The organism is Cyanobium sp. ULC082 (assembly GCF_977927535.1).
This window is the reverse complement of record NZ_OZ376398.1, coordinates 1,000,304-1,021,814: the sequence shown is the minus strand read 5'-3', so window position 1 is coordinate 1,021,814 and position 21,511 is coordinate 1,000,304. Positions and strand designations below refer to the sequence as shown.

At 63.4% G+C, this 21,511-nt stretch carries 20 protein-coding genes; 16 read left to right on the top strand and 4 right to left on the bottom strand.

Annotation, left to right across the window (positions count from 1 at the left end; genetic code table 11):
* Nucleotides 1-24: 24 nt before the first annotated feature.
* The 9 genes from ACXMDY_RS14405 to ACXMDY_RS14365 all read left to right on the top strand — a co-directional run bounded on the left by ACXMDY_RS14405 (nucleotide 25) and on the right by ACXMDY_RS14365 (nucleotide 9,038).
* The gene (locus tag ACXMDY_RS14405) at nucleotides 25-1,956 is read left to right on the top strand and encodes a phosphodiester glycosidase family protein (protein ID WP_259700753.1); all 1,932 of its coding nucleotides are present in this window, start codon (nucleotides 25-27) and stop codon (nucleotides 1,954-1,956) included.
* 15 nt (nucleotides 1,957-1,971) lie between these two features.
* A complete protein-coding gene (locus tag ACXMDY_RS14400) occupies nucleotides 1,972-2,304 on the top strand; it encodes an AIR synthase (protein WP_259700752.1) in 333 nt (110 codons plus the stop codon).
* Nucleotides 2,305-2,380: 76 nt separating this feature from the next.
* Complete coding sequence (gene rpsL / locus ACXMDY_RS14395; protein WP_259700751.1) at nucleotides 2,381-2,755, top strand: 30S ribosomal protein S12; 375 nt, start codon at nucleotides 2,381-2,383, stop codon at nucleotides 2,753-2,755.
* Nucleotides 2,756-2,812: 57 nt separating this feature from the next.
* Nucleotides 2,813-3,283, top strand: a complete 471-nt coding sequence (rpsG, locus tag ACXMDY_RS14390; RefSeq protein WP_071800895.1) for a 30S ribosomal protein S7 — start codon at nucleotides 2,813-2,815, stop codon at nucleotides 3,281-3,283.
* Between the two features lie 101 nt (nucleotides 3,284-3,384).
* The gene (gene fusA, locus ACXMDY_RS14385) at nucleotides 3,385-5,460 is read left to right on the top strand and encodes an elongation factor G (protein ID WP_259700750.1); all 2,076 of its coding nucleotides are present in this window, start codon (nucleotides 3,385-3,387) and stop codon (nucleotides 5,458-5,460) included.
* A 39-nt stretch (nucleotides 5,461-5,499) separates the two neighbouring features.
* On the top strand, nucleotides 5,500-6,729 hold the full coding sequence (gene tuf, locus ACXMDY_RS14380; protein WP_259700749.1) for an elongation factor Tu: 1,230 nt from the start codon (nucleotides 5,500-5,502) through the stop codon (nucleotides 6,727-6,729).
* 171 nt (nucleotides 6,730-6,900) lie between these two features.
* Complete coding sequence (gene rpsJ / locus ACXMDY_RS14375) at nucleotides 6,901-7,221, top strand: 30S ribosomal protein S10 (protein WP_071800890.1); 321 nt, start codon at nucleotides 6,901-6,903, stop codon at nucleotides 7,219-7,221.
* Nucleotides 7,222-7,371: 150 nt separating this feature from the next.
* Complete coding sequence (locus ACXMDY_RS14370; protein WP_259700748.1) at nucleotides 7,372-8,043, top strand: LON peptidase substrate-binding domain-containing protein; 672 nt, start codon at nucleotides 7,372-7,374, stop codon at nucleotides 8,041-8,043.
* Nucleotides 8,043-9,038: a methyltransferase domain-containing protein gene (locus ACXMDY_RS14365; protein ID WP_259700747.1), complete on the top strand. Its 996-nt coding sequence runs from the start codon at nucleotides 8,043-8,045 to the stop codon at nucleotides 9,036-9,038. The genes ACXMDY_RS14370 and ACXMDY_RS14365 overlap by 1 nt, the downstream gene beginning before the upstream one ends.
* Here the strand turns inward: ACXMDY_RS14365 and pheA are convergent.
* On the bottom strand, nucleotides 9,035-9,919 hold the full coding sequence (pheA, locus tag ACXMDY_RS14360; protein ID WP_259700746.1) for a prephenate dehydratase: 885 nt from the start codon (nucleotides 9,917-9,919) through the stop codon (nucleotides 9,035-9,037). The two genes, ACXMDY_RS14365 and pheA, sit on opposite strands and share 4 nt — an antisense overlap.
* Before the next feature lie 61 nt (nucleotides 9,920-9,980).
* Here pheA and ACXMDY_RS14355 point away from each other — a divergent pair, with 61 nt between their 5' ends.
* On the top strand, nucleotides 9,981-10,493 hold the full coding sequence (locus tag ACXMDY_RS14355) for a DUF1997 domain-containing protein (RefSeq protein WP_259700745.1): 513 nt from the start codon (nucleotides 9,981-9,983) through the stop codon (nucleotides 10,491-10,493).
* On the opposite strand, the gene ACXMDY_RS14350 is transcribed toward ACXMDY_RS14355, so the two are convergent.
* Together ACXMDY_RS14350 and ACXMDY_RS14345 are read right to left on the bottom strand one after the other, a co-directional pair.
* Nucleotides 10,468-11,040 (bottom strand): ribonuclease HII, encoded by a 573-nt coding sequence (locus ACXMDY_RS14350; RefSeq protein ID WP_259700828.1) that lies wholly within the window; start codon nucleotides 11,038-11,040, stop codon nucleotides 10,468-10,470. The two genes, ACXMDY_RS14355 and ACXMDY_RS14350, sit on opposite strands and share 26 nt — an antisense overlap.
* A 59-nt stretch (nucleotides 11,041-11,099) precedes the next feature.
* On the bottom strand, nucleotides 11,100-13,184 hold the full coding sequence (locus tag ACXMDY_RS14345) for an Rne/Rng family ribonuclease (RefSeq protein ID WP_259700744.1): 2,085 nt from the start codon (nucleotides 13,182-13,184) through the stop codon (nucleotides 11,100-11,102).
* A 386-nt stretch (nucleotides 13,185-13,570) separates the two neighbouring features.
* Between ACXMDY_RS14345 and ACXMDY_RS14340 the strand changes: the two genes are divergently transcribed.
* From ACXMDY_RS14340 to ACXMDY_RS14330, 3 genes are read left to right on the top strand one after another with little or no spacing between them, the layout of a single operon-like run.
* Entirely contained in the window at nucleotides 13,571-14,827 is a 1,257-nt protein-coding gene (locus ACXMDY_RS14340; RefSeq protein WP_259700743.1) for an LL-diaminopimelate aminotransferase, read from the top strand.
* Between the two features lie 26 nt (nucleotides 14,828-14,853).
* A complete protein-coding gene (clpS, locus tag ACXMDY_RS14335) occupies nucleotides 14,854-15,168 on the top strand; it encodes an ATP-dependent Clp protease adapter ClpS (protein ID WP_259700742.1) in 315 nt (104 codons plus the stop codon).
* Nucleotide 15,169: 1 nt separating this feature from the next.
* Nucleotides 15,170-15,988 carry a CPBP family intramembrane glutamic endopeptidase gene (locus ACXMDY_RS14330; RefSeq protein WP_259700741.1) on the top strand — a complete coding sequence of 273 codons (819 nt, stop codon included), beginning with the start codon at nucleotides 15,170-15,172 and terminating at the stop codon, nucleotides 15,986-15,988.
* A 16-nt stretch (nucleotides 15,989-16,004) separates the two neighbouring features.
* Here the strand turns inward: ACXMDY_RS14330 and ACXMDY_RS14325 are convergent, their stop codons facing one another.
* Nucleotides 16,005-17,627 carry a photosystem II high light acclimation radical SAM protein gene (locus ACXMDY_RS14325; protein ID WP_259700740.1) on the bottom strand — a complete coding sequence of 541 codons (1,623 nt, stop codon included), beginning with the start codon at nucleotides 17,625-17,627 and terminating at the stop codon, nucleotides 16,005-16,007.
* 226 nt (nucleotides 17,628-17,853) lie between these two features.
* Here ACXMDY_RS14325 and psbA point away from each other — a divergent pair, with 226 nt between their 5' ends.
* The 3 genes from psbA (at nucleotide 17,854) to devC (ending at nucleotide 21,457) form a co-directional block, all read left to right on the top strand.
* Entirely contained in the window at nucleotides 17,854-18,933 is a 1,080-nt protein-coding gene (gene psbA / locus ACXMDY_RS14320; protein ID WP_259728032.1) for a photosystem II q(b) protein, read from the top strand.
* A 245-nt stretch (nucleotides 18,934-19,178) separates the two neighbouring features.
* Entirely contained in the window at nucleotides 19,179-20,285 is a 1,107-nt protein-coding gene (locus ACXMDY_RS14315; RefSeq protein WP_259728021.1) for an efflux RND transporter periplasmic adaptor subunit, read from the top strand.
* On the top strand, nucleotides 20,282-21,457 hold the full coding sequence (gene devC, locus ACXMDY_RS14310) for an ABC transporter permease DevC (RefSeq protein ID WP_259701392.1): 1,176 nt from the start codon (nucleotides 20,282-20,284) through the stop codon (nucleotides 21,455-21,457). Before ACXMDY_RS14315 ends, devC begins: the two co-directional genes overlap by 4 nt.
* Nucleotides 21,458-21,511 lie beyond the last annotated feature (54 nt).

Here is a 21,511-nt window from a genome sequence, read left to right as displayed (position 1 = left end):
TTCATCAGCAACGGAATAGGCCTGATGGCGCGGCCGATCGTGCATTTCAGGAATGGCCTCAGGCGTTTTCCGGCCGTGCTCGGCCTGCTCGTGCTTGGGCTGCCGACCGAAACCCACGGTCAGGGCAGCTCGAAGCCGCCGCCTCCGGGGCTCGCCACCCTCCACGCCCAGGCCTGGGCGCGCCCGCCGGCACTCCGCCAGGGTCAACGGGTCGTGATCAATGGGATCGCCCAGCAGGCCCGCTGGCAATGGCGGGATGCCGCTGGATCTGCCCCCGTGCAGCTCTGGCTGCCCCTGGATCTGCTGCAGGGACAGCTGGGCTTCAGCAGCAGCAGCAAGCCTGATGGCAGCCTGGAATTGGAGTGGTTCGACCAGGCCCTGAAGGTCACCGCCGCCGAGCAGCGAAGCCTCGATGATGAGGTTGCCGTTGACGTCGCCGCCGTGCTGGAGGCCGCCGGCGCACGGCTTGAGGCCAGGGGCGAAGAACTGGGCATCGAGATTCCCAGGCCTGAACTGGTCAGGGTTCGGGTGTCCTCTCCGGGCGGGACAGCCGCCCTGGGCGGCAGACGGGTGGTCCTGGATCTCAGCGGCATCGCCGCCGTGCGCCAGGAGAGCGGACGGCTGCTGGTGGGGCTTCGCAGCACGGCGGCGCAGCGGGCCGAACTGCAGGCGCTTGGTCTCGTGGTGCGCCAGAACGAACAGGGACTCAGCCTCAGCCTCGGCAAAGCCGTTCCCAGGCTTCAGGTCCTGGGGGGGCCCGCCAGGGTGGTGCTCGATCTGGCCGGTGTCGGTCTCAGCAGCTCAGGCGGCGCAGCTGGTGGTTTCGGCAATCGAGACGGCAGGGGGAGTGGGATCACGGCGGCCCCACGCCTCGACGATCGACTCCAGGCCCTGCTCAGCAGAAGCGTCACGATCGAGCGCCAGGTCCGTGCCGTCGGAACGCGACGGATGCTGATCAACAGCGTTCGCCTGGATCCGCGCCAGAACCCGTTGGAGCTCCGTCTGCTCACCCGCCCCGATGGCATGGAAGGGCTCAGCTCCCTCCCCGCCCTGGCCCAGGGCGACCAGGCCCTGGTGGCGATCAACGGAGGTTTCTTCAACAGGGTGCGGCGGTTGCCGCTGGGGGCCCTCAAGCAGCAGGGCCGCTGGCTCTCCGGTCCGATCCTCAACCGCGGTGCCGTGGGCTGGCAACCGGGCCAGCTGCCCCGATTCGGCCGCCTCCGTCTGGAGGAATGGGTGATCGACCCCAGCGGCCAGCGCTCCGCCCTGACCACCGTGAACAGTGGCTATCTGGAACGGGGAGTGGCCCGTTACACGGCGGACTGGGGGCGGGGCTACCGCGCCTTGAGCGGCTCGGAGACTGGTCTTCTCCTCAGCGATGGCATCGTCCAGCAGCAGCTGAGCGGGCCGGAGCTCGCCCGCGGCGTCGGCCTCGGGCCGAACGACACCCTGCTGGTGGCAAGGGCCGGAGCCGGGCTTCCCTGGACTGTGGGCAGCCGACTTGCGATTGTCAGCCGGCCGATCGAGCCCCTGGGCCAGCTGCCCTATGTGCTGGGCGGTGGTCCCCTGCTGCTGCTGCAGGGTCAGCTCGTGCTGAATGGAACCGGGGAAGGATTCAGCCAGGCCTTCCTGCAGCAGGCCGCACCACGAACGGTGATCGGCAGCGATGGGCGTGAGCTCTGGCTGCTGACCCTCGAAGGGGTGGAACACAGCGGCCCCACACTGGCGGAAACCGCACTGTTGCTCAGGCAGCTCGGCCTGATCGATGCGCTCAATCTCGACGGAGGGGGCTCCACCGGACTGGTGGTGGCCGGGGCGATGACCGTGAAAGGCCGGGGTGTGACCGCCGCCATTCACAACGGGCTGGGGCTTGTCCCCCGCGACATCCGGACCAGCGCGGTGGATGGGGCCATGGCCGGGTCCGGCGCTGTCCGAGACTTGGACGCTGCCCGCTGATCCAGAGCCCCCGCCATGCCAAAGGGTCTGACGATGCACCTTTCAGCCGCCGCCGCCGCCGAGCTCGGTCGCCAGGCCGCTGTGGCCGGCACGCCGGGCCTGATGAACCTTGACCTGATCGAGGGGGGATGCGAGCGCTGGGTGATCCGCATCCGTCCCGGGGACCTGGCCGGTGTGGCGATCGCCCGGGCCGATGGAATCACGCTTTTCTCACCCGCCGAGCAGGTCAGCCGGCTGGCGGGGCTCAATCTCGACTATCGCGGGGATCTGAGCGGGGGAGGGTTTCTGATCCGGGCCGGCGAAGGGGTCCAGTGCTGTGCCTGCGGGGCGGCCTTCAGCAGGGATTGATCGGGCGGACGGCCGACAGCGTAGGGTGGTCAATTGTCAAAACAGTCGGACATCCGGCTCAACTCCCCGGCCCTCGATGCCCACGATTCAGCAGCTGATCCGCACCGAGCGGCAGCATCTCACCCGCAAGACGAAATCACCGGCCCTGCGGGCCTGTCCGGAGCGCAGGGGGGTCTGCACCCGCGTCTACACGTCGACCCCCAAAAAGCCCAACTCAGCGCTGCGCAAGGTGGCACGGGTGCGGCTCACCTCGGGTTTCGAGGTCACGGCCTACATCCCCGGTATCGGCCACAACCTGCAGGAGCACTCCGTTGTGCTGATCCGCGGGGGCCGGGTGAAGGATCTGCCAGGTGTGCGTTATCACATCATTCGTGGCACCCTCGACACCGCCGGTGTCAAGGACCGTCGTCAGAGCCGCTCCAAGTACGGCGCCAAGACACCGAAGGGCTGATCCCCTCGCCTTTCCCTCATCTAACTTTTCCTCCCCTGAGTCCCTCTTTCCAGGATTATGTCCCGCCGCAATGCTGCTGAGAAGCGCCCAGTCCATCCCGATCCCCAGTTCAACAGCCGCCTGGCCTCGATGGTCGTGGCACGGCTGATGAAGCACGGCAAGAAGTCCACCGCCCAGAGGATCCTCTCCGATGCCTTTGGCCTGATCAACGACCGCACCGGCACCGACCCCCTGGAAGTCTTTGAGACGGCCGTGCGCAATGCAACCCCCCTGGTTGAGGTGAGGGCCCGTCGCGTCGGTGGCGCCACCTACCAGGTGCCGATGGAGGTCCGCCAGGAGCGGGGCACGGCGATGGCCCTGCGGTGGCTGGTGAATTTCTCCAGAGCCCGCAATGGACGCAGCATGTCCCAGAAGCTCGCCGGCGAACTGATGGATGCCGCCAATGAGGCCGGCAACGCCGTCCGCAAACGGGAGGAAACCCACAAAATGGCAGAGGCCAACAAGGCCTTCGCCCATTACCGCTACTGAGCGGAGCGTTCTGGCTGGGTCGCGGGCCCATCCAGTCGAAATCCAACACCACCTAAATTCAACCCGCTGTTTCGTCGATTTACCTTCGGAGATCTTCCCCCGTGGCCCGCGCCTACCCCCTGGATCGCGTCAGAAACATCGGCATCGCCGCCCACATTGACGCGGGTAAAACCACCACCACCGAGCGGATTCTGTTCTACTCAGGTGTGGTGCACAAGATGGGTGAGGTCCACGATGGCGCCGCCGTCACCGACTGGATGGCCCAGGAGCGCGAGCGGGGCATCACCATCACAGCTGCGGCCATTTCCACCAGCTGGAGGGATCACCGCATCAACATCATCGACACTCCTGGTCACGTCGACTTCACGATCGAAGTCGAGCGCTCGATGCGGGTTCTCGATGGGGTGGTTGCGGTGTTCTGTGCGGTGGGGGGCGTCCAACCTCAGTCGGAAACTGTCTGGCGGCAAGCAGACCGCTACAAGGTCCCCCGGATCGTTTTCGTCAACAAGATGGATCGAACCGGAGCCAACTTCCTGAAGGTCTACGACCAGATCAAAGACCGCCTCAAGGCCAAGGCTGCCCCCATCCAGCTGCCGATCGGTGCCGAAGGCGATCTCAAAGGGATCATCGATCTGGTGCGTCAGAAGGCCATCATCTACACCAATGATCTCGGCACCGACATCATCGAGCAGGATATTCCTGAGAACATGAAGGAAGAAGCCGCTCTCTGGCGCGGCAAGCTGATGGAATCCGTTGCAGAAACGGATGAAGAACTCATTGAAGCGTATCTGGAAAATGGGTCGCTGACGGATGAACAGCTTGTGAAGGGAATCCGCATTGGGGTTGTTGACCACGGCCTCGTCCCCATTCTCTGCGGATCCGCTTTCAAGAACAAGGGCGTTCAGCTGATGCTGGATGCAGTTGTTGATTATCTGCCCGCTCCAAGCGACATCCCGCCGATTCACGGGCTCCTTCCCGATGGCGAAGATGCCACCCGCGCCTGTGACGACAACGCACCCTTCAGTGCCCTTGCCTTCAAGGTCATGGCCGACCCCTATGGAAAGCTCACCTTCATAAGGATGTACAGCGGTGTGCTTAAAAAAGGGAGCTACGTGCTCAACAGCACCAAAGACAAAAAGGAGCGCATCTCACGGCTGATTCTGCTCAAGGCAGACGATCGGGAAGAGGTGGACGAACTGCGCGCAGGCGATCTCGGTGCCGTTCTTGGTCTCAAGGACACCACCACTGGCGACACGCTTTGCGTGGATACGGATCCGATCATCCTCGAGTCGCTGTTCATTCCTGAACCGGTCATTTCCGTAGCAGTGGAGCCGAAAACCAAAGGGGACATGGAAAAACTTTCCAAAGCCCTCCAGTCTTTGTCGGAAGAGGATCCCACCTTCCGTGTCTCCACCGATCCCGAAACCAGCCAGACGGTGATTGCCGGCATGGGTGAACTTCACCTCGAAATCCTGGTTGACAGGATGCTGAGAGAATTCAACGTCGAGGCGAATATCGGTGCTCCCCAGGTTTCCTACCGGGAAACCATCCGCGGCAGCGCCAAGGGCGAAGGCAAGTTCGCCAGGCAGACTGGCGGCAAGGGGCAGTACGGCCATGTGGTGATTGAGATGGAGCCTGGTGAACCCGGCTCCGGCTTTGAGTTCGTCAACAAGATTGTCGGTGGCATTGTTCCCAAGGAATACATTGGCCCGGCCGAAAATGGCATGAAAGAAACCTGCCAATCCGGTGTGATTGCTGGCTTCCCGATGATCGACATCAAAGTCACCATGGTGGACGGCTCCTACCACGATGTGGACTCCTCTGAAATGGCGTTCAAAATTGCTGGTTCCCTGGCCTTCAAGGACGGCGTCAAGAAGTGCAATCCTGTTCTCCTTGAGCCAATGATGAAGGTGGAGGTCGAGATCCCCGAGGATTACCTCGGTTCTGTGATCGGCGACCTCTCCTCCAGGCGTGGTCAGGTCGAAGGCCAGTCCATCGACAACGGACAATCTAAAGTCCAGACCAAGGTGCCTCTGGCCGAAATGTTCGGCTATGCCACTCAGCTCCGATCCATGACCCAGGGTCGGGGTGTTTTCTCGATGGAGTTCAGCCATTATGAGGAAGTTCCTCGCAATGTCGCTGAAGCCATCATTTCCAAGAATCAGGGCAATTCCTGATCTCTCACCCCCAACCAACCCCCCCGATTCTTTCCTTCAATGGCCCGCGAGAAGTTTCAGAGGAACAAACCTCACGTCAACATCGGCACCATCGGCCACGTTGACCACGGCAAGACCACTCTTACCGCCGCCATCACCAATGTGCTGGCGTCCCTGGGCCAGGCGAAAGCCCAGGCCTACGACGATATTGACGGTGCTCCTGAAGAGAAAGAACGGGGCATCACGATCAATACCGCCCACGTCGAGTACGAAACTGAGCCCCGTCACTACGCTCACGTTGACTGCCCGGGCCACGCCGACTACGTCAAGAACATGATCACCGGTGCTGCCCAGATGGATGGCGGCATTCTGGTGGTGGCTGCAACCGATGGTCCGATGGCTCAGACAAAGGAGCACATCCTTCTGGCCAAACAGGTCGGCGTGCCGGCCCTGGTGGTCTTTCTCAACAAGAAAGACATGGTTGATGACGAGGAGATCCTTGAGCTTGTCGAACTGGAGATGCGCGAGCTGCTGAGCAGCTACGACTTCCCGGGTGATGACATTCCGATCATCGCTGGTTCAGCGCTCAAAGCCCTCGAATACATCCAGGGCGGCGGCAAAGGCAACCGCGGAGACAACGAATGGGTCGACAAGATTCTCGACCTGATGGATGCAGTGGATGAGTCCATTCCCGAACCCGAGCGGGAGATCGACAAGCCCTTCCTGATGGCTGTCGAAGATGTCTTCTCAATCACCGGACGAGGCACCGTTGCCACCGGCCGGATCGAGCGCGGCAAGGTCAAAGTCGGTGAAACCGTTCAGATCGTCGGCATCAAGGACACCCGCGAAACCACCGTCACCGGCGTGGAAATGTTCCGCAAGCTGCTCGATGAGGGCATGGCAGGCGACAACGTCGGTCTGCTGCTGCGCGGCGTTCAGAAAGAAGACATCGAGCGCGGCATGGTGCTCGTCAAGCCCAATTCAATCAAGCCCCACACCAAATTTGAGGGTGAGGTTTATGTTCTCAAGAAAGAGGAAGGTGGCCGCCACACTCCTTTCTTTGCTGGCTACCGGCCCCAGTTCTACATCCGCACCACCGACGTGACCGGCCAGATCACCGCCTTCACGGCCGACGACGGGACCAACGTTGAGATGGTCATGCCTGGTGACCGGATCAAGATGTCCGCCGAGCTGATCTGCCCGGTGGCCATCGAGCAGGGCATGCGCTTCGCCATCCGGGAAGGGGGTCGTACCATCGGTGCCGGCGTCGTTTCCAAGATCGTGGCCTGAGTCAACCTCAGCCAGGCGGAGAGGTGGTCAGTCGACTGCCTCTCCCGATCCACACACCCTCCGGTTTGATGCGGTCGGTGAGCACCTCGACAATCCAGGGATGATTCAGATTCCCTTTCACCATCCAGTTGACGCCGGCTTCGGCTGCCAACGCGCACCTCTTTCCCCTCCATGTCCACCGCCATCGCCCAGCAGAAGATTCGCATTCGCCTGAAGGCGTTTGATCGCCGCATGCTGGATCTTTCTTGCGACAAGATCATCGAAACGGCTGATCACACCGCCGCCACGGCGATCGGGCCAATTCCCCTGCCCACCAAGCGCAAGATCTACTGCGTCCTGCGTTCACCCCACGTCGACAAGGACTCCCGCGAGCACTTCGAAACGCGAACCCATCGCCGCATCATTGACATCTACAGCCCTACGGCCAAAACGATCGATGCCCTGATGAAGCTGGACCTGCCCAGTGGCGTTGACATTGAAGTCAAGCTCTGAGCCAGGCCTTCAGCCTGATTCGCGAAGCCGGCATCACTCCAGCCTCCGGCTTTCTAGGATCTGGTCATGTCGTGATTCTGGTCTGCTGCACACCAACAGCCGCCTGCATTCACGCCGCTTCACCCCTACGCGCCTCTGCGCACCAACGACGTGACTGATCTGGCTGTCAGGGAACTTCCCCTCTTCCCTCTGCCTGATGTGGTGCTGTTCCCCCAAGAGGTGCTGCCTCTGCATATCTTTGAGCCCCGGTATCGGATGATGCTCCGCACGGTGCTCGAAACGGACCGTCGTTTCGGTGTTGTGCGCTGGGATCCTCAGGAGAAGCGAATGGCAGCCGTGGGCTGTTGCGCTGAGATTCTTCAGTGCCAGACCCAGGATGACGACCGCAGCAACATCGTGACCATGGGGCAACAACGCTTCCGTGTGCTCGAGGTGGTCCGTGAAGCTCCCTTTCGAGTCGGCATGGTCAGCTGGATCGAAGACCAGGCCAGTGGCTCGGATGCCGCACTCAGCCAGCTGGCCGTTGAAGTCACCCAGGCCCTGCGCGACGTGGTGGACCTGACCGGCAAATTGATCGGCAAGCCCACCACCCTCCCCACCGACCTGCCCGACCTGCCCAGGGAGCTGTCGTTCTGGATCGGTTCCCACCTGGGTGGTCCGGTGGCAGACCATCAGCAGGCTCTGCTGGAGCTCACCGACACCACCGAACGGTTGCGTCAGGAGTACACCCTCCTGGACCAGACCCGTCGTCAGCTGGCAGCCAGAACCGTGCTGAAGGATACCTTCAAGGGCATGGGCGAGGTTGATCAGGATCCAGCCTGATGGCAACTGGGATCTGGCCTGCCGCCCTGCTGCTCGGAGCCGGCACCGCCGGACTGGGCTGGCTCGCCTACAGCGTCTGGCAGAACCGCAACCGTCGCTACCTGGATACGGCCAGTGTGGCTCTCGCCTACGACCGCTGGACCCAGGACCGCCTTCTGGAGAGGCTCTGGGGGGAGCATGTCCACCTCGGCCATTACGGAACGCCACCGGTTTCGATCGACTTTCGCGAAGCCAAGGCCGCCTTCGTGCATGAGCTGGTGCGCTGGAGCGGCCTTGATCAACTGCCGGCCGGCTCAACGATTCTCGATGTGGGCTGCGGCATCGGCGGCAGTGCCCGCATGCTCAGTCAGCACTACGGATTCGAGGTACTGGGAATCAGCATCAGTCCGGCCCAGATCGAGCGGGCCCGTCAGCTCACACCCGGCGGCATGACCTGCCGCTTCGCCGTGATGGACGCCCTCGAGCTTGACCTGCCGGACGCCGGTTTCGATGCAGTGTGGAGCGTGGAGGCAGGCCCCCACATGGCCGACAAGCAGCGCTACGCCGATGAACTGCAGCGCGTGCTGCGCCCGGGCGGTCTGCTCGCCGTCGCTGACTGGAACCGACGGGATCCGGCGGAGGGTGCGCTCACCCCCCTGGAGAGCTGGGTGATGCGCCAGCTCCTGGATCAATGGGCCCATCCGGAATTCGCCAGCATCTCCTCCTTTCGTCGAAATCTGGAACAGAGCCTCCATGGCCAGGGCGCCAGGGTCGACACCGCCGACTGGACAACCGCCACGCTGCCCTCCTGGATTGATTCGATCGTGGAAGGCATGCGGCGGCCTGGAGCAGTGCTGGGTCTTGGCCCCCAGGCCCTGCTCCAGGGACTCAGGGAAACCCCGACCCTGCTGTTGATGCACTGGGCCTTCAGCACCGGCCTGATGCAGTTCGGTGTCTTCCGCTGCCGGAAGCCCCGAACCCAGTCCAAGCAAATCGCAGCGCCTTCCAGTCGCTAGGGAGTGGCTGGGTTGCTGGGCGCCACCTCGGGCTCCGCTCCACCACTCTCCCCACTGAGATTGGTGATCGGATAGGTGCCGAACAGCGCCAGGTGCTGACAGAGAGCCGAGAGTTCTTCGATGGCCTGCTCCAGGCGGTGGGGATCGTCCGGCAGTTCGAGATCGACAAAAAACAGATACTCGCCCATCTCCCGTTTCGAAGGACGGGACTCGATGCGGCTCATGTTGATCTGCCTGCGGGCGAAGCAGCCAAGCGCCTCCAGCAGGCCCCCGGGACGATTGGCATGGAGGGAAAAAGCGAGGCTGCTGTGGGTGCAGGCCAACGCCCTGGCCGATTCCCGCTGCAACAGCAGGAAACGGGTGCAGTTTCCCGGCACATCATTGATCGGGTAGGCGAGCACCTCCAGTCCATGGGTTCTGGCGGCCTCCAACGACGCCACAGCGGCGCGGAAAGGGCTGCCACCCACCAGGCGTGAGGCTTCCGCCGTCGAGCTGGTCGGCAGTTGCCAGGCAGCCGGCAGATGCGAGGCAAGCCAGAGACTGCACTGGGCCAGGGCCTGGGGATGGGACAGCACCTCGCTGACTCCGCTGATCGGCCCACTGCCCAGCAGGGCATGGCGGATCGGCAACACCAGACCCCGGCGAATTCTCAGGTCGGGATGCTCCCAGAGGGCATCGAGACAAGCCGTGACTCCCCCCTCGACGGAGTTCTCAACCGGAACCACCGCCGCATCACATCGCCCTTCCGCCAACGACTGGATCACGGCACGGTGGCCGTTCTGCGGAACCAGCTCCACGGCCGTGAGCCCCTCCAGATCCGCCAGGGTTCTCGCCGCTTGCTCTCCATAGGTTCCGATGGGACCGAGAAAGGCCAGACGCATGACGAAGGGGGCAGGGACGTGGGTGGATAGGATCATCTCCCGCCGCCCCCCTCGCCCGGCGATGCCCCTGGCCTTCAGCGCCAGCCAGTACCTCAGGCAGCCTGTTCCCGAGCAGACCCACAGACTGGCCCTCTACCTCAACGACGAAGACCGGATCGTCCGGGCTCTCCTGGATGCAAGCCAGCTTGAAAAGCTTGGTGAGGGACGCTACCGCTATGCGGTCAAACCCCTCAGGGCCTTTCAGCTGCAGATCCAGCCTGTGGTCCAGCTGCAGACCCAGCGCTCCGCTGAGCGGCTGGAAATCGAAGCCCTCGACTGCCAACTGGCCGGTTTCGATCTGGTGGACGACTTCAGCTTGACCCTGCACTCCTGGATCCGGGCAACGGAGACAGGGCTGGAGGGTGAGGCCCGACTGGCGGTGTCGGTCAGTCGTCCGGCGGTGCTGAGCCTGATCGCCCCGAAGGTTCTGGAAGCCACGGGGCGCTCCCTGCTGGGAGGCATCCTGCTGGGCATGCGCAAGCGGGTGGGGCAGCAACTGCTGGGAGATTTCAGGCACTGGTGCCAGGAGCACTGAGCAACCGCCGAAGAAAGGACTGGCGATGCAGCGCTGTGGGCCCGATCCGCAGGATCGCCTGCCGATGGACAGCGGTGCCATAGCCGGCGTTCCGTTCCAGGCCATAGCCGGTGTAGCGCTCAGCCAGTCGCTGGATCAGGGCATCTCTGGCCTGTTTGGCCAGCACACTCGCCGCCGCAATCGCCAGGCAGCGCCGGTCGCCGTGCACCAGGGTGACCTGGGGGGCCGACCAGTTCCGCAATGGCAAGACCCCATCGACCAGGAGCAGGGCGGGGGTGCTGGGCAGGCGTTGCAGAGCTCGCAGCATGGCCGCCTCGGTTGCCCAGCGGATTCCGCGGCGATCGATCTCGGCGGCAGAGGCCTGGCCCAACGCCCAGGCGAACGCCAGGGCGTGAATCTGCGGGACGAGGCGCTGACGCTGGCCTGCCGATAGGTCCTTGCTGTCGGTGAGGCCCAGGGCGGCAAGCGGTGCGAGTGCCTGGGCGGGCAGCATGACAGCCCCGGCAAAGACGGGGCCGAACAGACTGCCCCGTCCCACCTCATCCAGACCGGCGCAAAGGCCAGGATCCTGGCCGCAGAACGCGGCCAGCAGGAACGCCTCGCTGGTCAGACCGTGGCGGAGGAACGGCGACGCCGACGGCGCGGCTCGCCGGCCTCGGCCTCCGGTTCAGGATCGGGAGGTGTTGCGACCCCTGTGGTGGAGTGATTTCCATTGTCTGGCAGGGATGCCGAAACCGGTTCCTCGCTGGAGGAGGAGGAACGGGTACGGGTGACCTTGCGGGACAGCGGAACCTGCACCAGCGGCGCCTCGATCACCGTGGTGACGATGGGCCTGGATTCATCAAAGTGCATCGGCAAAGGCGTGATTTCAACCAGGACGTCCGCCTGATCGGCCGGGCTGCTGAAGACAGGACTGCTGAACGCCGGGCTGCTGAAGACCGGACCGTCTTCGGTGGCCGCGCGACCGGTGGCCGCGCGACCGTTGGCAGGAGTGTCCTGCCCACCCCGCCCACCACGACGACGGCGACGGGAGCCACTCGCCGACTGCTGCTGCCTGGCCGATTCGAGCACCGCATCAGGGTCATCCCCGGGGCGGACGACACGCACGATCAGCTGATCGGCATTGGATGGGGAATCGAGCAGAAGCGCAGGGCTGAGACCGAGCCAGCCATAAACCAGTTCCTGATCGGTTTCCATTGGAACGGCCACCAGCTCAGGGACCTGGCGGCGGCTGAGCGGCTCCGCGACGAATCCACTGTCGGCACCCTCACTGGGCGGCGATGGATCGAGGCCGGGCAGGGGTAGGGGTGCGGCCAGCTCGATCGGCTCCGCGGAGCGGCCGCCCCGGCCTCCACGCCCACTGCGGCGGCGACCGGCGGGCTCACCGGTGGCCGGACTGGGCACCTCGGCCCTCGCCGAGGCGGCCGAGCGCACCAGACCCGAGACATTGGCGAGGGGCTGCAGCGTGTCCGTGCCGGGGAGCACGGCCACATGGCCAAGACCGCCACAGCTGGGGCAGGCCCGACCGAACAACTCATAGATGTTCTGGCCCTGGCGTTTGCGGGTGAGCTCAACAAGGCCGAGTTCGGAGAGCTGGGCGATCTGTGGCCGGGCGTTGTCGTTCCGAACCGCCTGGGTGAAGTGCTCCAGCAGCATCAACTGATCACGCCGGGACTCCATATCGATGAAGTCGATGATCACCACACCGCCGATGTTGCGCAGCTTGAGTTGACGGGCAATTTCAGCGGCCGCCTCACAGTTGGTCCACAGCACCGTTTCCCGGGCATTGGCCGATCGGGTGAACGATCCGGAGTTCACATCGATCACAGTGAGCGCCTCGGTGGGCTCGATGATCACGTAGCCGCCGGAGGGGAGCTCCGCCCTGGGCTTCAGTGAATCCCGGATGGCTGCATTGACCCGATAGTGCTCGAGAATGCTGGTGGAATCCGCATGGTGTTCGACCAGGAGATTGTCCTGGTCGGAGCCGAGAAAGGCATTCACCCTGGCCACCGCCGAGGGTGTGTCGACAACGACGCTGAGCACCTCGGGGCTGTAGAGATCTCGCAGCACCCGATGGATGAAGTCTTCGTCACGGTTGAGCAGCACAGGCGGGCTGGCCGTTTCCGCTGCCTCCTGAATGGCTTCCCACTGGCGCAGGAGGGCTTCGAGATCGTCGATCAGAAGCTCCTCGCTGACACCCTCCGCCTCGGTGCGCACGAGCAGACCGGCACCCGGTGGCTTGATCAGCACACCAAGCGCCCGCAGGCGGTTGCGTTCGTTCTCCCCATTGATGCGACGGGAGATGCTCACCCCCTGGCCATGGGGCTGAAGCACCAGGAAGCGGCCAGGAAGCGTGAGGTTGCCGGTGAGCCGGGGACCTTTGGTGCCCGTGGGCTCCTTCATCACCTGAACCAGCACCTTCTGGCGCGGTTCAAGCAACTCGGTGATGCCGGCTGCTCCTTTCCTCAGGCGGAGGGGGCCAAGGTCGGTGACATGGATGAAACCGTTCTTTTCACTTTCACCGATGTTGACGAAGGCCGCATCGATGCCAGGGAGGACATTCTCGACTCGGCCGAGATAGACGTCACCGATCTGATAGCGGCCTTGGGCGACGACCAGTTCATCAACCCGTTCGTCGTTGAGCACGGCGGCGATCCGCAGTTGCTCCGCAATGACGATCTGCTGGGGCATGGAGGATAGAAAATGGCTCTATGGAGCTCTGCCAGGGAATGGGCTTAGCCCCCGGAAACAACCATCCGCTGAGCAGAGCGTGCCGCAAAGCCGCTCGACTGCTGCTGCAGGAGGTGGAAGACGGAAGAAAAAAATCTGGTGAGGAAGCGCCTCTGGAGGTTCACCCCCCGGATCACGTTAATGCTTGCGGAACTGGATGGAACCGACCGAAGCAAGGAACTGTGCCTGCGGGAATGATGGGCCGCAGGAGGCGGTACCCGTAGAAAGTGTTTGCAGATCCGAGAGCTACAAACGGGACTGCCGTCTTCTGGGGAATTTAGCATGGTCGCCAGCCCGGGGCCGCGCCATTGCAGGATGGCGGCCTACTTGCGGAGCATGGGGCCGCCGTGGTTCAGATCAATGCCAATTACCTGAAGCTCAAGGCGGGCTATCTCTTTCCAGAGATCGCGCGACGGGTGTCGCAGTTCTCCGCCGCCCACCCGGAGGCGGCCCTGATCCGCCTGGGCATCGGTGACGTGACCGAACCACTGCCGGAGGCCTGCTGCTCAGCCATGCGGGCTGCCATCGACGCCATGGGCAGCCGGAGCGGTTTCCACGGTTATGGCCCCGAGCAGGGTTACCTCTGGCTGCGCGAGGCGATTGCGGCCCACGATTTCCAGGCCCGTGGCTGCGCGATCGAGCCCGAGGAGATCTTCGTCTCCGACGGCTCGAAATGCGACAGCAGCAACATCCTCGACATCCTGGGACCTGATAACCGCATTGCCGTCACTGATCCTGTCTACCCGGTGTACGTCGACAGCAACGTGATGGCAGGCCGCACGGATGAGGCCGGCCCGAACGGCCGTTATGGCCGCCTCACCTACCTGCCGATCACGGCCGCCAACGGTTTCACAGCCCCGCTGCCGGAGCAACAGGTTGACCTGATCTACCTCTGCTTCCCCAACAACCCCACCGGCGCGGTGGCCAGCCGTGACCACCTGAAGCAATGGGTGGACTATGCCCTGGCCAACGAAGCCCTGATCCTCTTCGACGCCGCCTACGAGGCATTCATCCGCGACCCGGAGCTGCCCCATTCGATCTACGAGATCGAGGGAGCCCGCCAGTGCGCGATCGAGTTTCGCTCCTTTTCCAAGAATGCCGGTTTCACAGGAACCCGCTGCGCCTTCACGGTGGTGCCCCGTGGGCTGATGGGACGAGGCGACGATGGGGAGAACGTGGAGATCTGGAGCCTCTGGAATCGCCGTCAGAGCACAAAGTTCAACGGAGTGAGCTACATCGTGCAACGGGGTGCCGAAGCGGTCTACACGCCAGCCGGACAGGCCCAGGTGAAGGCGCTGGTCGACTTCTACATGGAGAATGCCGCGATCATCCGACAGCAACTCACAGCGGCTGGCCTCACGGTGCATGGCGGCCAGCAGGCCCCTTACGTCTGGATCCAGACACCGACAGGCCTCGACTCCTGGGGCTTCTTTGACCGCCTGCTGGAGGAAGCCCATGTGGTCGGCACCCCGGGCAGCGGCTTCGGTGCCGCTGGGGAAGGGTATCTGCGCCTTTCAGCCTTCAACAGCCGAGCCAATGTGCAGGAGGCGATGGGCCGCATCAGCCGCTGTGGCCTGGCTTCCCATGGCAAGGTCGCTGCCTAGATTGGATCATTCTTTCTGCAGTGGCCATGTCGGTTGAAACGCCGACCCGCACGCCCGGGGGGGCCGCGGTGATCGAGAAGGAGGTGCAGCGTGTCCGCAAACCATCCCCGCGCTATCGGGTGCTCCTGCACAACGATCCGGTCAATTCGATGGAGTACGTGGTCGGCACCCTGCGCCAGGTGGTGCCTTCCCTGAGTGAACAGGATGCCATCGCCGTGATGCTCGAAGCTCATAACACCGGGGTCGGCCTGGTGATCGTCTGCGACCTGGAGCCGGCGGAGTTCTACAGCGAAACCCTCAAAGGCAAAGGGCTCAGCAGCACGATCGAGCCGGAGGGCTGAGTTGCCGGCCTTTGCCCAGGAAGGTCCCCGCTGGCTTGGCACCCTGCTTTATGTGCCCCTTCTCTACGCAGTCGGCTGGCTGACGGCCAGGCCCCTGGCGCTGATCTCCCCAACTCTCAGACCCGACCAGCTCGACCTGGCCGGACTGGTGCTGGCCCTGCTGCTGCTCCTGCTGACCTTGCCCCGGAGACTGGAGCGGGTCTGGGGGGAAACTCGGCCCTGGCAAAGACTGGGCCTGCGGCTGCCGCTCGCCAACGGGCTGCGAAGCCTGCTGCGGGGGCTGCTGATGGCCAGCCTGCTGCTGACTCTGGTGACTGCCGTCCTGGTGGTGGCTGGCCAGGCCAGCTGGTCCTGGCGGCTCGGTTGGGGGACTGCGCTCAATGGCCTGGCTCTGGCGGCAGGGGTGGGCTTCGCCGAGGAACTTCTGTTTCGCGGCTGGCTCTGGGGGGAGCTGGCCCTGCAGGCCGGGGCCCGGCAGGCCCTGCTGCTCCAGGCCAGCATCTTCGGCCTGCTGCACCCCTGGTATCGGCTGGGCGGCCCAGGCGCGATCGGGCTGCTGGGGGGGTTGATCCTGCTCGGAATTGTTCTGGCCCTGCAACGTCGCTCCGACCGGGGTTCCCTCTGGGGAGCCCTGGGACTGCACGGGGGACTGGTAGGTGGCTGGTTCGTTCTGCAGACCGGATTGCTGGAGATCTCCAGCAGCGCTCCAGGCTGGCTGATCGGCCCAGGCATGCCCAGCCCCAATCCGATCGGCGGGGTGATCGGCTGGCTGGGACTGGGAGGATTGCTGCTGTGGCGGCGCGGGCACTGGCAGAGTTGAGGGCACTCAGCCAGGCTCAGAGCACGGCGGTGGCAAGGGCCCGGCGCCCTTCAACGGGAGCGCGCAGCGCCTGCTCGAGTGGAGCCTGGCCATAGTCACGCTCCAGGATGGCCATCACGGTGCGGCCGAAATCCTGGGGATTGGTTTCAAACGCCTCCAGGCAGACACGACCGAAGGTGCTGCCCATCGGCTCGGGATTCCAGAGCAACTTTCTCGCCGTCCAGGGCATCATGCTCATCGGGTTGTAGCCGGGCTTGAGCAGGCCCTGCTCGAAACCGTACTGCTCAAGGTGGGTGTGGGGCTGCAGGCCGATGAAAAAGATGGCGGGCTCCACTTTGTCGGAGCCGAAAATTAGCTCCAGTTCGCGGTGATAGGCAACGGTCTGGCGGATTGTCTCCGGCCGCTCATCGATCACGTTGAACGAATAGTTCACGGAAACCTGCTCTCGGAAGCCAGCCGCGGCGAGCAACCGACAGTTTTCAAGCACAGTTCGAAGATTGTATCCCATCCGCATCTTACGAACCAACTCCTGGCTGCCTGAAGTGATGCCGATCTCGAAATAGCTCATGCCGGTCTCCACCATCAGGGTGGCCAGCTCAGCGTCAATGTTGTCGGCGCGGATATACGCAGCCCAGTGAATATCAGTCATCCCGGCGGCCAGAATCGCCCGGAGCAACTCCTTGGCATCCTCGATATAACGACGGGCAGGGATGAACTGGGCGTCTGTGAACCAGAAACCACGCACACCGCGTCGATAGAGATCGCCCATCTCGGCAACCACTTCCGCCACTGGGTTGAGCCTGACCTGCTTCCCTTCCACCACGGTGTAGACGCAATAGCAGCAGTTATGGGGACAGCCACGCTTGGTCTGCACCCCCACGTAAAAGTCGCCGGCTTCGAGATACCAATCAAGCTGCGGCCAGATTGAGGCGATGTAGTCGTAGTTGCAGGCAGTTTTGAACAGGTTGGAAGGCTGCTCATGCACGAGGCCGGGGCGAGGGGGCTCCCCCACCACGAAACAACGCTCTGCCGCCAGGTCCTCGCCACGAATCAACTTCTCGAGCAACTGCTCCCCTTCGCCGACCGAGACAACCGTGCCGGCTGGAAGACGCCGACCGAGCTGTTCGTAGAACACACTCACAGCACCGCCACCGATCACCACACGGGCACGGGCCTGGAAGCGGTGGGCCTGGCGCAGGGCCCGCCTCACCAGACGCAGATTGCGGCCGAGTTCTCCATAGAACGCGGCCATCAGCCGCAGGCCTCCGAGGGCGCCGCGCAATCGCCGCAAGGGGTTGGCCGCATAGAACACCTCGAAGGAATTCTGAAGCGGGTTGCCGCCCCGGCCGTCCACCGGTGCATAGATCTGGATGTCACGCCAGGAAAAGACCAGCAGCGTGGGGCGGAACGCCTCCACCTCCTCCAGCAGCACCCGCTCCACATCAAGCAGAGGCGAGGCGGCCAGGTCGAGAATCCGTTGAGGGAGATCGGGGAAGGCTTTGTGAAGGTGGTCAGCCAGATAGATGGGGCCGATCGGGAAAATCGGGTTGCAGGGCAACCGGATCAGCAGAACCCGTTCGGAGGCAGGGTCTGCCAGGGCAAGCCGAGGGGCGCTCTGCTGGCGTGCGGCGAGGACCATGGACCGGACAGGGTGAAGCTGGACGCTAACCACCGGGAGTGGGCGGCAGGGCCGCCAGGCGCGCTCCCGGGGCCTCCGCTGCGGCGCTCAAGCCTTCCACACACAGCGCAAGAATCTGTTACATTTACTGAGGCGATGATCCTGCTTCGGCAGATCACGGCAGGAATTCCGGTTCCGCCAGCCGCCCTACTTCCTCGTCCCTTCGGGGGCACTATCTCTCGTCCTCATGACCTCAACTCTTCAGCAGCGCCAAGGCGCTTCTGCCTGGAGTCAGTTCTGTGAGTGGGTCACCTCCACCAACAACCGCCTCTACGTGGGCTGGTTCGGTGTGCTGATGATCCCCACCCTGCTGGCTGCCACCATCTGCTTCATCGTGGCCTTCGTGGCTGCACCCCCCGTTGACATCGACGGCATCCGTGAGCCCGTCGCCGGTTCACTGATGTATGGCAACAACATCATCTCCGGTGCTGTTGTTCCCTCCAGCAATGCCATCGGCCTGCACTTCTACCCGATCTGGGAAGCCGCCAGCCTCGATGAGTGGCTCTACAACGGTGGCCCTTATCAGCTGGTGATCTTCCACTTCCTGATCGGCATCTTCTGCTACATGGGCCGTGAGTGGGAACTCTCCTACCGCCTCGGCATGCGTCCCTGGATCTGCGTGGCCTACAGCGCCCCAGTGGCCGCTGCTTCAGCTGTGTTCCTGATCTACCCCTTCGGTCAGGGTTCGTTCTCCGACGGCATGCCCCTCGGCATCTCCGGCACCTTCAACTTCATGCTGGTGTTCCAGGCCGAGCACAACATCCTGATGCACCCCTTCCACATGCTGGGTGTGGCCGGTGTGTTCGGTGGTTCGCTTTTCTCGGCGATGCATGGTTCGCTCGTCACCAGCTCGCTGGTGCGTGAAACCACCGAAAGCGAGAGCCAGAACTACGGCTACAAGTTCGGCCAGGAAGAGGAGACCTACAACATCGTGGCCGCCCACGGCTACTTCGGTCGCCTGATCTTCCAGTACGCCTCCTTCAACAACAGCCGCAGCCTGCACTTCCTGCTGGCCGCCTGGCCGGTGATCGGCATCTGGTTCACCGCCTTGGGCGTGAGCACGATGGCCTTCAACCTGAACGGTTTCAACTTCAACCAGTCGATCCTCGATGGCCAGGGCCGCGTGATCAACACCTGGGCTGATGTGCTGAACCGTGCAGGCCTTGGTATGGAAGTGATGCACGAGCGCAACGCTCACAACTTCCCGCTCGATCTGGCTTCGGCAGAAGCCACCCCTGTGGCTCTGATCGCTCCGGCGATCGGCTGATCCAGGCTGGTGGATCCATAGGGTCCACCAACTGCTTCGCGTGGATTGAAGCCAATCCCCCGCCATGGCGGGGGCTTTTTGTTGGCACATGCCAGTTTCCCCCTGGGCTTGGGCACAAGGAGCTGCCTAAAGTGAGCACGTATTTCAAGGTTCGTTGCGGAGGAACCATCGCCCATCGCCAGCAACGGCGGAGCCGATCTCCAGGGGGTCTGGCGATCGCTCTGATCGGGCTTTCCTGGATCGGAATGGGTGCAACCCTGCAGGGCTGCCAGCCGAAACCAGCCGGTCCGCCCCCTGTCGCCGCAGCTCGGCGTGTGTCCGCACTGGGGCGCATCGAGCCTGAAACCAAGATCCGCAAAGTGGCTGTGTCGAGCTCTCTGAGCGGCGACCGCATCGAAGACATCCTGGTGGAGGAGAACACCTGGGTGACGCGCGGGACACCCCTGGCCCGGCTGAACAGCTACGGCACCCTCAAGGCGTCCTACGACGAGGCCAACGAGAATGTGGCCGTGGCCCAGAGCAAGTTGGCACAGGTGAGGGCCGGTGCCAAGCAGGGTGAGATCCGCGCGCAGGAGTTCAACGTGCAGAGCCTGGAGCGCAAGCTGGCCGCCCAGAAGCTCGCCCAGGATCAGGCCGTCAATGCCGCCCGCGCCAAAGCCAACGAGGCACGGGTTGAACAGCAGCGCTACGACGGCCTGTACGCCAATGGGGGCGTATCGGCGCTCGAGCGGGACCGCTACCGCACCCGCTCCGAGACCAGTGCTGCCGATCTGGCCAAGGCGATCGAAACCCGCGACGGCACCCTGCTCACCCTTCGCTCTGACATCGAGAGCGCCAGGCAGACCCTGGAGCAGATCAAGGAGGTGCGCCCCGAAGACATCACCACCGCCAACAATGAATTGCGCAAGGCGGTCGCCGCCCGCGACCGGGCCCGTCAGGAATTCGAGTTCGCCACGGTGCGCGCGCCCCAGAACGGGCGCATCCTCAAGATCATCGCCAGGCCAGGCGACAAGGTGAGCGACCAGGGCATCCTCGAGATGGCCGACACCAGCCGCATGGTCGTGACGGCAGAGGTCTATCAGACCGACATGCGCATGATCGGCATGGGCCAGGGCGCCACCATCACCGCCGATGGCATCGAGGGCAGCCTCAAGGGCAAGGTATACCAGGTGATTCCCCAGGTGCAGAAGCAGACCATCTTTGCCGGGGAGCCTGGTGAGAATCAGGACCAACGGGTATTCGAGGTGAAGCTGAACCTCCAGCTCAATGACTCCGAGCAGAAGCGGATCGGCTATGCCTCCAATCTCCAGGTGAACGTGGTGTTCGACCCCAAGCCGGCACCGGCGCCATGATCAGCCCCCTGCGCAAGCTGCTGAAACGCACCCCGGTGGCCTGGCTGCAGGTCACCAACAACCCGGTGAAGATGATGATCGCCCTGGCGGGTGTGAGCTTCTCGAACCTGCTGATGTTCTTTCAGCTGGGTTTGCTGGACAGCCTCTACAACAGCCAGCGCAAACCCATCGACCGCCTCCGCGCCGATCTGGTGATGGTGAGTGAGGGCTACAGCAACTTCGCCTCGCTGCAGACCTTCCAACGCAGCCGGCTCTACCAGGCCCTCGGGGTGGAAGGGGTAGAGAGCATCTCGCCACTGCGCATCTCGCGGGGCGTCTGGATCACCCCCGCCACCCGGCAGTCTTACGACATCTACACCTTCGGGGTGGATCTCACCAAGCCCTCCCTTGCCTTTCCTGAACTCGAGAACGATCCTTTCCGGCTGCAGCCGCTGCGCAGCGCATTCTTCGATCGCAACTCCAAAAAGCAATACGGCGATGTCGCCGGCGTCGTGAAGCGTGATGGCGTCTATCCACTCGAGATCAACGGCAAATCGATCCGCATCATCGACACCTTCTCGATGGGGGCCACCTTCGCGGCCGAGGCCAATCTGATCGTCAGCGAGAACACCTTTCTCTACATGTTCCCCAAGGCGGATCAACGCATGATCCAACTGGGCCTGATCCGCCTGCGGCCAGGCAGCTCCGCCAGCGCCGTGCAGGCCGCCCTGCAGCCATTGATGGCGAAAGACGTGAAGGTGCTCACCCGCACTCAACTGGCCGAACTGGAGGTGAACTACTGGAAGCGCAACTCCTCGGTGGGATTCATCTTCTCCCTCGGCGTTCTGGTGGGCTTCGTGGTGGGCAGCATCATCGTGTACCAGATCCTCTTCGGTGACGTGATGAACAATCTGCCCCAGTACGCCACCCTGAAGGCGATGGGCTACACCGATTCCTTCGTGATCAGCGTGGTGATCCAGCAGTCGGCCATTCTGGCGGTGATCGGCTTCGTGCCGGGTGTGATCATCTCCATGGGTCTTTACAGCCTGCTGGCCAACGTCACCAAGCTCACGGTGTTCATGACCCTGAACCGGGCCTTGCAGGTGTTGATCCTCACCTTCGTGATGTGCGTGGGATCCGGCGCCCTGGCCACCCGCAAATTGGTGGAACTCGATCCAGCCGATGTCTTCTGAATCCGGATCAGTGCCCACTGGTGAATCAGTGCCCACTGAAGAATCTCTGCCCGC

Excerpts from the sequence above, each read along its gene's own strand:
- ACXMDY_RS14405 (WP_259700753.1), top strand. The coding sequence starts at position 25 with ATGGCGCGGCCGATCGTGCATTTCAGGAATGGCCTCAGGCGTTTTCCG.
- ACXMDY_RS14400 (WP_259700752.1), top strand. The coding sequence starts at position 1,972 with ATGCCAAAGGGTCTGACGATGCACCTTTCAGCCGCCGCCGCCGCCGAG.
- rpsL (WP_259700751.1), top strand. The coding sequence starts at position 2,381 with ATGCCCACGATTCAGCAGCTGATCCGCACCGAGCGGCAGCATCTCACC.
- rpsG (WP_071800895.1), top strand. The coding sequence starts at position 2,813 with ATGTCCCGCCGCAATGCTGCTGAGAAGCGCCCAGTCCATCCCGATCCC.
- tuf (WP_259700749.1), top strand. The coding sequence starts at position 5,500 with ATGGCCCGCGAGAAGTTTCAGAGGAACAAACCTCACGTCAACATCGGC.
- rpsJ (WP_071800890.1), top strand. The coding sequence starts at position 6,901 with ATGTCCACCGCCATCGCCCAGCAGAAGATTCGCATTCGCCTGAAGGCG.
- ACXMDY_RS14365 (WP_259700747.1), top strand. The coding sequence starts at position 8,043 with ATGGCAACTGGGATCTGGCCTGCCGCCCTGCTGCTCGGAGCCGGCACC.
- pheA (WP_259700746.1), bottom strand. The coding sequence starts at position 9,919 with ATGCGTCTGGCCTTTCTCGGTCCCATCGGAACCTATGGAGAGCAAGCG.
- ACXMDY_RS14355 (WP_259700745.1), top strand. The coding sequence starts at position 9,981 with ATGCCCCTGGCCTTCAGCGCCAGCCAGTACCTCAGGCAGCCTGTTCCC.
- ACXMDY_RS14345 (WP_259700744.1), bottom strand. The coding sequence starts at position 13,184 with ATGCCCCAGCAGATCGTCATTGCGGAGCAACTGCGGATCGCCGCCGTG.
- clpS (WP_259700742.1), top strand. The coding sequence starts at position 14,854 with ATGTCGGTTGAAACGCCGACCCGCACGCCCGGGGGGGCCGCGGTGATC.
- ACXMDY_RS14325 (WP_259700740.1), bottom strand. The coding sequence starts at position 17,627 with ATGGTCCTCGCCGCACGCCAGCAGAGCGCCCCTCGGCTTGCCCTGGCA.
- psbA (WP_259728032.1), top strand. The coding sequence starts at position 17,854 with ATGACCTCAACTCTTCAGCAGCGCCAAGGCGCTTCTGCCTGGAGTCAG.
- ACXMDY_RS14315 (WP_259728021.1), top strand. The coding sequence starts at position 19,179 with ATGGGTGCAACCCTGCAGGGCTGCCAGCCGAAACCAGCCGGTCCGCCC.
- devC (WP_259701392.1), top strand. The coding sequence starts at position 20,282 with ATGATCAGCCCCCTGCGCAAGCTGCTGAAACGCACCCCGGTGGCCTGG.